Here is a 12305-nt window from a genome sequence, read left to right as displayed (position 1 = left end):
AAGGTTTTTTAACGTATTCAAAAGAGTTTGTTATTAGAAAATGAGTAGCATTTCACATGCAACGCAGTGACAGCTAGGTCCACAAAGCACGCAATTATAATCTGGGTGCTCAAGGGTATTATTCCAACGATCAGGATGTTCTTTTATCAGTACACCGCCAGCCTTGGTAAAATAGCGAACAGCTGAATTATGCGGGCTTTGTTGCCACAAATGACTCACACCCGCGATTGCGCCTTGCTGTTTTAGTGCGCCAATAGCAGCATTAAGTAACAAACCACCAATACCCTTGCCGCGAGCATCAGATGCTACGGTGTTGCATTTAAAGTAGCCAACTTGAGTTTGATCTACTCCCCAACGATTTGGTGTACACCATAGGTCGATAGGCCATTGGCCAGCGGCATACGTTAATCTAAAGCCCAATAGTCGGCCAGATTCAATGGCAACAAAACAACTGTTGATGCCGTTGCTATTGCCTTTATCGACAATGCTTTGTAGTGAGGCTCTGTCCAAGTAGCCATTACCATGAACTAAATTACCTAATTCAATGACATCATGAAAGTGTTGCGCTTCAAGGGGTTGGATCATATTTTTTCTAATTATTATTTGTATCCAGTATTCATTTTACCATAGTCGAAGTGTTTATCTCAGATTCTTCTGACTTGAACTGTTAATAGGAAATCGCTCCCGCCTAAAATTACCGGCTAGTGTTCAAGCTAATTAATGCTCAATATATACTGTCATTACACAAAGAGATCTAAACTTAGCCGTTAACGTATTCATATTTTAACTCTACCAATAACGAGGCTATAGTGCTAAAAACCGTTGGCTATTTGGCCATAATTGCTTTGTTATTAAGTGTGGTATTACAGCGCCCGGTCAAGGATGCAGACTTTCTGTGGAATAATTACCAAAAGCGCTTAAGTACCGTTTTAGGCCATGAGATAAAGTTGCAACCCCCCTATTTTAAAAGGTTTAACTCAGCGTTAAAGGAAGCGCCTGAGAAAAAACAGACTATATCGGTACTTGATAGTTTTAAGCTCAACAAATGTCATCTGGGTCAATTAATCGCTAATCAAAATAGTATCTTAGGCAAGGTCGCTTTATCAAGCCAACAACTTATCTATCATGTTAAGTTTATTCAGCTAGCCCCTGCATGTATTAAAGCGCTATCAATTGAGCACCCAATGTTAGCGAATCAGCTTCGCGAAGAGTTAATCAGGAAAAAACAGCGTGCTTATGCCCAATTCAATACTTTTATAAATTCGGAGAAAACCATAGCGGCTCTGCTGTTTAGCAGTCATGAATCATTGGAATTTGATGCCACACTTAAAGGGATAAACCCTTTAGAAAATGCACTAACTAGATTACTCATTGTAAAGACAGCGATTAAGCAGCAACGGTGGGAAGACGCCGACATTGATGAGCTTGAGAAACATTTGAGCTTGCTGCATCAGCACTCGTTTTTAAAAAAGTATATGCGCAGTCTCGTGATTAATATGCATCAGCTTAAAATGACTAACGATTTTTTGGAACAGTATTCTAACCTAGTGCAATGTCAAACAGGCCGGTCAAATCAAAAACTGCCAATACTTAAAAATGTATTTAATAAATACTATTTAGCAGACATTCAAGCATACCTTTCACGTATGAATAGCGTTCATTTTAGACTGAATAAACTTTTAATCGCGTTGTTTGAAGATACCCAGTATCAACAGTTGATTGAGCATTACTTTTCAGACGACCCTACAGCCTTGCCTGCCACACTAATCTTAGAGATAAAACGACACGTAAAATGGTGGCAAGCAGTGCAGAATAACTGCGGTTCTTTACGTCCCGAATAAGATCCCATAGCCTACAGGCTGTATAGAGATCCAACACTCACACCTCTAGCGCAAAGTTTAGCTTCTCCTTACTTTTATGAAGGTGTAGATTGTTTGCTAGAACAAAGTAAATATAACTATAAAAAAAGTAAAAGAAATACAGGGGTCTTAATAAATGAAACGCTCATTAATCACTTTGGCACTCGCCGTTGCCATTACGGGCTGTTCTCAACCAGAGCATACTCAAGCCGCAAATGACACGTTAACGTCCAACGTTACCACAGAAAATAACGTCAACAAAAATCCAACAGAAACAAAGCTATCGGTTACTTACCAAGCAATGCTTGACCGTTTTGTAGATGTTGAAATGGCAGCAGACCTAACCAGTTTGACCGCGACTGACACGCGTGTACTGCGCAAGATAATAGAAGTTGCAGATATACTCGATGGGATCTACTTTAAGCAGACATTTGAAAATAATGCCCAAGTTAGACAACAGATATTGGCATCAAACGATGCTAATAAGTCTGAAATATTATCCTTGTTTGATCTGCATTATGGCGCTTGGGACACCTTAGACGGCGATAAAGCGTTTTTTGGCAACCTAGCTCGCCCAGATGGTGCAGGTGTCTATCCAGTTGATTTAACTAAGAATGAGTTTAATCAATGGATTGCTGCACATCCAGAAGATGAAAAAAGTTTTAAAAGTGGCTATACCGTTATTGTTAGAGATAAAGCACAATTAAAGGCTATACCATATAGTATCTACTACAAAAAAGAGCTGACCGAAGCGGCAAAGATTATGCGCGAAGCAGCCGAGTTAACCGAAGACCAGTCATTAAAAACTTTTTTGTCTAAACGCGCCGATGCTTTTCTTAATGATGAATACCGTGACTCAGAAATGGCTTGGATGGATCTCAATGGTTCTTTAGAAATTGCGATTGGACCTTACGAAACCTATACCGATAAACTCTTTGGTTATAAAACATTTTTTGAAGCGTTTATCACCGTCAGAAATCCAGAAGATAGCGCTAAGTTAGATATCTATAAAAAGTATCTAACCGCAATGGAATCCAACTTACCGATCCCAGATGAACATAAAAATGTTAATAGAGGCTCTGAATCCCCTATCTCTGTCGTAGAACAGGTTGCTGGTGGTGGTGATAATAAACCTGGAGTACAGACAACTGCATTTAACCTGCCTAATGATGAATATGTTAGAGAAGTTAAAGGCAGCAAAAAAGTGATGCTCAAAAACGTGCTTAATGCAAAATATCAAGCCGTTATGAAACCGATTTCCGATCTAATCATTGCCGAATCGCAACAGTCACTGTTGATGGAAAAATATTTTTTCAATGAAACTCTTTTCCACGAACTATCACATGGTCTAGGTCCCGGTACGATTATCGTTGACGGCAAAACAACGACTGTCTCAGCCCAGCTTGAAGAAACCTATTCAAAAATTGAGGAAGGAAAAGCAGATGTAATGGGGGCTTATAACATGTTGTTCTTAATGGATAAAGGTGAGCTTCCCATTGCAGAAAGAGACAACATGCTAGTGACTTATTTTGCGGGTCTATTTCGCTCAATGCGTTTTGGAGTGCATGAAGCTCATGGTGCTGGAGCCGCATATCAGTATAATTACTTCAAGCAAAAACAAGCATTTACCTTTGATGTAACCACACAAACGTACAGTGTTAACTTTGACAAAATGGTCTTAGCCATTACAGAGTTAGTACATGATGTCTGTATGATCCAAGCGTTAGGTGATTATCAGCAGTCAAAGGTATTCCTAGATACTTACGCAATACTCGCACCAGAAGTTGCGCAGTTAAACAGTAAGATGGAAACTATACCAACTGATATCCGTCCAAATTACCCTAAGATCTAATCTCGTTAGATACTGAGATCGTAATGACAAAGAGCGCATGTTTCATGCGCTTTTTTATATAAACTCGCTTGTGAATGAACCTCCTGCCTACTTCCTCTTGAACTGATGTACTCATATGCATTATCGTAATAAACTGAATATTTCCTAAAATTAATTCTACATTAGCGATCATAAGGATACTGTCTTAGTGACCATAAAGAAGATTCTGCCACCTGCTTTCAATTTAGCAAAAAAACTAATGGCAATAAACAATAGTGTTTATGACGCTACTATCTCTTTATCCGGAAAACTAAGTACGGTTCAAAAGCTGTATCTACTCGCAATAGTCGTGCTTATTTTCTCTGATAGTTTGGTTTTTGTGGCGCTGCTAACGGTGCTGGGTCTAACTGCTGAATTCTGGCCTCTATTTAACCGTGTATGGCATTCACTGGCAGGTAAAGCTATTTTGTTGCTTTTTTATGCGATTATAGCCAATTTTGCATTGGCTGGATCTGCTTCCGTCGTCAATGAGGTTGTCGGTGTTTCATCATCACACTTTAACTACACTCATAACTTTGCCATTTTGCTTTTCTTGCCCTCTTGGGCTTTAGCTATGAGCATTATTGCGTTACTTTTACTACAGATAATTGCACCGATATATTTCTTTTTATTGCTTATAGCAAGGCCCTTTGGCATTAAAGGTTTTAGGATCACCAGCCATCAACACTTTCAAAAGTGGACCATGTTTATCCGTCTGATCCTCTCTAGTATTCTTATCTTTAACCTTTCTTTACTCAGTAATGTTGATTCTGTCATCGAAGATAATTTTTATAGTTCATCATTCTTCCTAACCAACGAACAACCGATAATAACACCTCCCACATTGACCAATAATAATCCAACGATAGAAGATACCATCGTTAAAATACTCACCACAGAAAACAAAGATAACGTGGAAGGATTGAGCCTAATAACCGGAAATAAAGCCATAAAGCCAACAATACAATCTGCCAATAATCTTGATATGACGACTAATACAGATGATGAGAAGATCTCAGAACGAGAGAAAAATATAAAAAATGAAGTCAATAACTCAGTAAAAATTAAAACATTTTACTCACAAAAAATACGTGATCTGATTGCGCATTTTGCCTATCAATTGGAAGCGAATGAAAAGTCCCGTTGCCTGATTACAAATAATGCGCATGTTGTTGAATTAAATGACTATGAAATTTTGCAAATTACACCTGATAGTACTATGCCACACGGTTATAAATTTGAAGTTAAAGCCTGCATATCGCCTGCATTTCCCGCAAAAACCGAGTGACGTTAAAATGTAAATCTTCCAGCTACCTCTATAAATGAGACTGTAGATCTTTCACTTAATACGTTGTTTGCGGAAGGCTTCTCTAACGAGAGTTTATAGAAGCATCCACACATAAATGGCATGAAACCTTACAAAAATACCTTTTCTGAAACTAGATTAATCGTTACAAAGTATTAAGTTACATTGACTGCTTACCTATTGTCTACTGTATAATTATCTGACTGTATAAAAAAATAACTATAAGTAGTGATGCATTATCACTGCAATAAAATAAGAGAAGTACTCAGTGAACAGAATACTAACGTCATCAATCGTAGCGTTTACGATTTTGTCAGGTGTGGCACTACCAGCCTACGCTTCAGCAATAAAGCAGTCTAAAGGCGATTTTGAAGATAAATTTCGTCAATTAGATGCCGATCTGCCCACACCTAATGTTTACAGAAATGCCGCTGGGGAACCTGGACATCAGTATTGGCAACAGCAAGTTGACTATCATATTAAGGCGTCTCTTTTAGAAGATAAAAGACGCTTAGAAGCCACACAAACGGTGACCTATACAAATAATTCTCCCGATACCCTAAAATATTTATGGTTACAACTGGACCAGAATTATTACAAGGCAGACTCTATTGCGAGTCGTACTCGTACATTTTCTAGCCCTTCAGAGCTGGCAAAAAGTGTCGATGGAAAACCAACAAAAATAAGCTTAAAGACCTTACGCGGCCAACAATTTTTAGCGGATAACGAAGTCGGCTACGAAATAGGTAAAGTGACCATCAATGGTAAACTGTTAACAGCGACTATCGTTGGCACAAATATGCGTATCGATTTACTGAAACCATTGAAGCCCGGCAAGACAACAGAATTTGAGCTCGATTATGCCTTTAACATAACGGATCAAAAAGCGATGGGCGGTCGTTCTGGTTATGAACATTTCCCTAAAGATAAACGTGACGGTGGCAATGATATTTTTCAATTAGCTCAATGGTTTCCACGCCTCCACGCTTATACTGATTACGAAGCTTGGACCAATAAAGCCTTTCTGGGGAGTGGTGAATTTACCTTAGAGTTTGGTGATTATGATGTTGAAATCACGGTCCCAGCAGATCATATTGTTGCTGCTACGGGGGAATTAGTAAACGCCAGTTCTGTGCTAAATAAAAAACAGCGTAAGCGTTTTGAAGAAGCAAAAAGCAGTCAAAAGCCCGTCTTTATTGTGACTGAAGCAGAAGCATTAGAAAATGAAGCGAACGCTACCAGTAAAACAAAAACATGGCACTTTGAAGCTGAAAATGTAAGAGATTTCGCCTGGGCTTCATCAAGAAAATTCATGTGGGATGCTAAAGGCTATCAGCAAAAATCATCAGAGCGGCCACTGGTTATGGCGATGTCTTTCTATCCAAAGGAAGGTGGCGATCTCTGGAAGAAATACTCAACAGAATCGGTCATCCATACCATGGAAGTTTATTCCAAGTATTCTTTTGATTACCCATATCCGACAGCCCAATCAATAAATGGACCTGTTGGTGGCATGGAATACCCAATGATAACCTTCAATGGACCACGTACAGAATTGCAAGATGATGGTAGCCGTACCTATACCTTGTCTGAAAAACGTTTCTTAATTGGTGTGGTGATCCATGAAATCGGCCATATATATTTTCCTATGATCGTTAATTCTGATGAACGTCAATGGACTTGGATGGACGAAGGGCTGAACAGTTTTTTAGAATCTTTAGCAGTGAGAGAGTGGGAAACAGACGCTCATTGGGCTAGAGAACCGAGAGATATAATTGAGTACATGAAGTCAACGGTACAAGTGCCGGTGATGACACAATCTGACAGTATTTTAAAGTTTGGACCTAACGCCTATACCAAACCTGCAGTCGCCTTGAACATTCTTCGAGAAGTTGTACTGGGTCGTGAATTGTTCGATTTTGCTTTTAAAGAGTATGCCACTCGATGGAAGTATAAACGCCCTACTCCATCAGATTTTTTTAGAACAATGGAAGAGGCATCCGGTGTCGATTTAGATTGGTTTTGGCGTGGCTGGTTTTACACCACAGATCATGTTGATATCTCAATAGATAAAATCTATAAGTTACAAATGAATACCAAAAATCCAGATATTGATTTTGCTCGTGAACGTCAAATGGAACAAGACAAGCCAGTGCCAATGGCGATAATAAAAGATCAGCAACAAGGCATAAAAACTTGGGTTGAGCTAAATCAAGACGTTACTGATTTTTATGATAAAAATGATGAGTACACGGTTACGAATAAAGAGCGTAATAAGTATAACAAGTTAGTAAAAGACCTTAAGCCTTGGGAGCTTGCCGTAATAGAAAGAGCGGTGAAGGAAGACAAAAACTATTATGTACTCGAGTTTTCCAATATAGGCGGCCTAGTCATGCCGATTCTTTTGCAGCTCACTTATGAAGATGGTTCGATTGAATCTATTAATATTCCGGCAGAGATCTGGCGTAGAAGTCCTACTTCAGTGAATAAACTCATTGTGACTGACAAAGTACTTAAGGAAGTTGAAATTGACCCGAGCTGGCAAACCGCAGATGTGGACCTAAATAACAACTATTTTCCGCGTCGTATCATTGAGTCTAGGATCGAAGCCTACAAGAAAGAGAAGAGTAAGCACAAACTTAAACGCGATATTATGCAGGACATTAAGACAGAGCTTAAAAGTGAAGATGATGAGAGTACTTTAAAAACAGATAAGGCTGCTTAATAAATGAAGATCCGTGTATTAGTCGCTAGCCTATTTTTCTTTATGATCGGCAACGTGAATGCTCATCAGCAAAAAACGGCGGTCACAACGATTAGTTTTAACCATAGAATTAATACTATTGAAGTCATGCATAAGTTCTATCTACATGATGCAGAACATGCAGTAAGAGATCTTTTTGACCCGAGTGCAGACATCTTAAGCAGTAAAGTAACTCAAAATACTTTTGCAGACTATGTTCAACATCAGTTTGCAATTGAATCTAACGATGGTAAACCGTTGCCTTTAAACTTCGTCGGCTTAGAGTTAGATGGCAAATACTTGTGGATTTATCAGGAAACAAACATACCCAAAAAAATATCAGGAATGTCTATTTCAAATGGAGCATTACAGGATCTTTGGCCCTCGCAGGTTAACTTAGTTAATATTGAGGGACAAGGTAAGTTACAGTCACTCCTTTTTGAACACAGTGACCGTTGGTTAACAATTTCACTACCTGAATAGAAAAGTATAAAGGCTAAGGCGCATTAGTGACTTAGCCTTTTTATTATTTTAATTTTATTAGCACTGCACAATTTTATTCTGCCGTTAGATAAAATGCCAAACCATCACCCTATCGCCGTTTATCATTTATCAGTATCAAAGCAGAAGCTTCTTTAGGATCTCACACTATGACCTTACCTTTAGTTGCACTATCAATTACAGAAAGACTAGAATATGTTACATGGAGAGATAATTCATGATGACGATGTAAAATAGAATATTTTTATATTCGCCACGTTTATGTCTACATTCATATTCTAAGTAATATTAACTGAAACAAACTGCTAAAATGGTCTTTATTGAGTTAGAAAAACAAATGGCAGGCCAAACTTATATAAGCTATGTCTGCACGCCCACAAAAGGACTCGTTATTTAGACTATGGTGCATTGACGCCACTTAGGTTAAAACATTGAAAAATAATGAGCACGAGTTTAACCAACTGTTGTCAGAGATAATTAAAACAACTCACTTCATTAAAACTGAGGTAATTCAGACACTCTGGTCTGGTTATGGTGAAATAGCACGTTTTGAAACAGTAGAACCAGATTTAGACGAGTTCAGTGACGTTCGGGATATGACTTTTGTCGTTAAACATATTCGTCCCCCTGTTATTCAGCAGCATCCGCGAGGTTGGAGTGGCGCCATATCACATCAACGAAAGCTAGCATCTTATGATGTTGAAGCGGAGTTTTATCAACATTGGGCCAATAAAATAAAACCCTTTTGTGCATTACCTCAGTTTATCGGCCAAGCTAGTTTAAGTCAGTCTTGCCTCTCTTCAAAAATGATCGTTATGTCCGATTTAGATAGCGAAGGTTTTCCGACTAGATTAACTACCGCCTCTGCTGAAAACTCGAAAATCTGCTTACATTGGCTAGCACGTTTTCATGCGTACAATATGCAACATGATCCGCTAGACAATTGGCCAAACAAACTTTGGCCAATTGGGACTTATTGGCACCTTGCGACAAGAGCGAAAGAATTTGACGCTATGGAAAAAGGCCCATTAAAAGATGCTGCAGTTGAGCTTGATAAAAGCCTTAATAATTGCAGATACAAAACGTTAGTCCATGGTGATGCAAAGATCGCTAACTTCTGTTTTTCCAATGATTTAGCCCATGTTGCGGCAGTCGATTTTCAATACATTGGTGGCGGTTGTGGTGTTAAAGATGTGGTCTATTTTTTAGGTAGCTGCTTAGATGAAACGACTCTTGAGCTTCAGTTTGAGCAACTTATCGACGACTACTTTACTGAACTTCACACGGCTTTGCGTTTATTCCAAAGTGCATTTAGTAGCCAAGAAATAGAAAAAGAGTGGCGTCCGCTAGTGAATATTTCTTGGGCTGACTTTGAACGTTTTCTGGCAGGCTGGGCACCTTCACATGCCAAACGCACAAATTTTAGCCACCGTCTAACTGTTGCAGCTATTGCTACACTCAATAAATCATCATGAAAATAGCCTTTACCGGTCAATTAGGTGGCCGTGTTCAACCCATCTCAATCATGTCTATATCATGGTTTTGCTCTTCATTACTGAGTAAATGGTCCATTGCTTGATCAAAGCTATCTAATTGCTTCAACGACATAAATGTTTTTAGCCGATATATTAGATCGTTACTCAGTTCAATATGTGATTTCTTTTTCCGTTTTTTTATCTGCGACAATTCTTTTCTTACCATGCGCCATCCATAATCACTAAAGTAATTGTTTAGCGCCAGGTTTACCGCGTCTAAATCTAATGATAAAGCACTGTCTGTAGGAAGGCTTGTCGCGATTACTGTCAGCTGTGTTGATAATGCTATATGGTGAGTTTGTAACTGCAACTTACTTTCAAACGGTAAAAACCAATCTAATCTTTTAGAATTTTCTTGCATGGGTAACAATCTTAAGAGCAGCGGTAACGCGTACGCCAGTTCATCTGGTTGCAGTAATAATAACTTACGGCCCTTTGTTGGCTTTTTATCATGATACTGCCATTCATGCTTAGTATTATTCATCATGTAGACCTTTCAATCTTAAAGTATGGTTAAACCATTTTAAGTAATAATACGGCAAAATAGTCAGCATTAATAGGATGTTATTCAATATTCTCTTGTTGGTATTGATCGTATTGGTTACCAATATTAGCGATAGCGCATATTCTGGTTATCTTTGTTGCAGTAGCCCTAACTTGCGGACTGTTGTTAGCTTCTTATCATAATATTTCCAGTGATACTTAGTCATAAGCACATCATATTGAGCCCTTAGATTTAAAGTATGTTTAACTTTTTTGAATGATAATGCGAATAAATAATCTGCACTAATAACGCTTTATTCAGTGTTCTATTGCCAGTACTTATGGCCAATCTTAATATTGGCGATAGTGTATTCATGCGCTATCTTTGTTGCAGTAGTCATAACTTACGGAAGTTTTGTTAGCTTTTTATCAGGATATTCCATTCATGCTTAGTATGATTCATCAGATAGTCCCTTTATATTTAATATATGGTTAAACCATTCTGAGCAGTAATGCAGCAAAATTATCCTTATTTATAGCGGATTATTCACCATTCTATTGCTAACGCCTTTAGGATAACTCAGCCATTTAATGTTTAACATTTTTCATGGCTTAAATTGATGCTCTATCATCCAATCGCGATTAATAAGAATACCGTGGTGGAGTCGTCGTAGTTAATTATCTCCCTTTAAAAAACGTCTGACTTTACTCAATTATTGATAACCTCAAACAAATTAGCTTACTTATCGTGCATGATGTTGGCTTATTGCTCTCTACCAGTGATAATGACGATTATCACTGGTAGAGATAGCGTAAAATCGTTAAAATAGTGGCCGAATAACGTCTTATAAAAACCCACAACCACAGTGCTAATTGAGGAATATCATCTAATGAGTGGAAAGCGTATTAGCCCTATTTCTAATAAGGCGTTAAAGACGGTTTCAGACGACGGTTTTTACCAGGAGCATGAGTTACCTCTTTCTATCCTCAATGATTTTGAAAGCGCCGCTAAAGAAACTCGTTATGAAATTTCGCACAATACCAGACGGGTATATCAGTCCAGCTTTGGAATTTTCGTTACTTATTGCGAATCACATGGTTTAAGTTCATTGCCTGCAGATCCAAGAAGTGTTATTTCGTTTATCGGTCATCAAAAAGATATTTATCAAGCTAACAGCGGCCACCAGCTTTCAACACAAACAATTAATAGTCGATTAGCAGCTATACGATTTTTTCATATTCAATCTGGATCTCCATCACCGACAGAGCACCCTTTGGTCATCAGAGTAATGCGTGGGCTTATGCGTAATCAAAATAGAACGGTTGCGGATTATGATCAACAGCCCATCATGTACGATGAGCTTGAATTACTGATACAAACTATTGATGAACGAAATCAAAACCTCACAAAAAAACGAGATAAAGCGATTCTTCAGTTAGGGTTTCAAGGAGGGTTTCGACGTTCTGAACTCGCGAATATCAAAGTGAATCATTTAAGCTTTTTACGCGATAAACTTAAAGTAAGACTACCCTACTCTAAAAGCAATCAGCAAGGACAAAGAGAATGGAAAGTACTACCAAAAGAAGAACCATTTTCTGCGTTTGATGCCGTTAAAGAGTGGCTCTCAGCTGCAGAAATTAAAGAAGGTCATTTATTTAGATCGTTAACAAGAGATGGAAATCAAATTAGAGACTACCAGATTACCGATACTAATTTGGGGAAAGGATTTCTGCGTGGTGATGATATTTATCAACTGATTAAACGATATTGTAATAAGGCTGGCTTAGATCCTCAGTACTACGGAGCTCACAGTTTACGTAGCGGATGTGTAACGCAACTACATGAAAATAAAAAAGATCATCTTTACATTATGGGTCGTACAGGACATACGGATCCGCGTTCATTGAATCATTACCTGAAGCCGAATGAATAACAGATCACAATGACTTGTTAATTTAAAATGTGTTCGACTCTATAAAAATAGTAACTGACGTAAACCTATAAAAA

9 protein-coding genes are annotated in these 12305 nt (G+C 38.3%); 7 read left to right on the top strand and 2 right to left on the bottom strand.

Features of this window, described 5'->3' with window-relative positions; all coding sequences use genetic code 11:
- Window positions 1–33: 33 nt before the first annotated feature.
- Window positions 34–585: a GNAT family N-acetyltransferase gene (locus CXF83_RS12565; protein ID WP_101090203.1), complete on the bottom strand. Its 552-nt coding sequence runs from the start codon at window positions 583–585 to the stop codon at window positions 34–36.
- Between the two features lie 224 nt (window positions 586–809).
- On the opposite strand from CXF83_RS12565, the gene CXF83_RS12560 reads away from it, so the two are divergent.
- From CXF83_RS12560 to CXF83_RS12530, 6 genes are all read left to right on the top strand, one after another.
- Window positions 810–1841 (top strand): DUF3080 family protein, encoded by a 1032-nt coding sequence (locus CXF83_RS12560; protein WP_157822893.1) that lies wholly within the window; start codon window positions 810–812, stop codon window positions 1839–1841.
- Window positions 1842–1995: 154 nt separating this feature from the next.
- Window positions 1996–3711: a dipeptidyl-peptidase 3 family protein gene (locus CXF83_RS12555; RefSeq protein WP_101090205.1), complete on the top strand. Its 1716-nt coding sequence runs from the start codon at window positions 1996–1998 to the stop codon at window positions 3709–3711.
- 187 nt (window positions 3712–3898) lie between these two features.
- Entirely contained in the window at window positions 3899–5017 is a 1119-nt protein-coding gene (locus CXF83_RS12545) for a hypothetical protein (protein ID WP_101090207.1), read from the top strand.
- A 295-nt stretch (window positions 5018–5312) separates the two neighbouring features.
- On the top strand, window positions 5313–7760 hold the full coding sequence (locus CXF83_RS12540; protein WP_232775189.1) for a M1 family metallopeptidase: 2448 nt from the start codon (window positions 5313–5315) through the stop codon (window positions 7758–7760).
- Between the two features lie 3 nt (window positions 7761–7763).
- The gene (locus tag CXF83_RS12535) at window positions 7764–8261 is read left to right on the top strand and encodes a DUF6702 family protein (RefSeq protein ID WP_232775101.1); all 498 of its coding nucleotides are present in this window, start codon (window positions 7764–7766) and stop codon (window positions 8259–8261) included.
- A 449-nt stretch (window positions 8262–8710) separates the two neighbouring features.
- Complete coding sequence (locus tag CXF83_RS12530) at window positions 8711–9754, top strand: phosphotransferase (RefSeq protein WP_198553542.1); 1044 nt, start codon at window positions 8711–8713, stop codon at window positions 9752–9754.
- 34 nt (window positions 9755–9788) lie between these two features.
- On the opposite strand, the gene CXF83_RS12525 is transcribed toward CXF83_RS12530, so the two are convergent.
- Entirely contained in the window at window positions 9789–10298 is a 510-nt protein-coding gene (locus CXF83_RS12525) for a hypothetical protein (RefSeq protein ID WP_308303178.1), read from the bottom strand.
- Between the two features lie 889 nt (window positions 10299–11187).
- Here CXF83_RS12525 and CXF83_RS12520 point away from each other — a divergent pair.
- Complete coding sequence (locus tag CXF83_RS12520) at window positions 11188–12231, top strand: tyrosine-type recombinase/integrase (protein ID WP_101090209.1); 1044 nt, start codon at window positions 11188–11190, stop codon at window positions 12229–12231.
- The last annotated feature ends 74 nt before the right edge of the window (window positions 12232–12305 follow it).

The sequence above is a fragment of the Shewanella sp. Choline-02u-19 genome, from assembly GCF_002836205.1.
Taxonomy (GTDB): Bacteria; Pseudomonadota; Gammaproteobacteria; order Enterobacterales; family Shewanellaceae; genus Shewanella.
The sequence above is the reverse complement of the archived record's forward strand: the minus strand, read 5'-3'. Positions and strand labels throughout refer to the sequence as shown.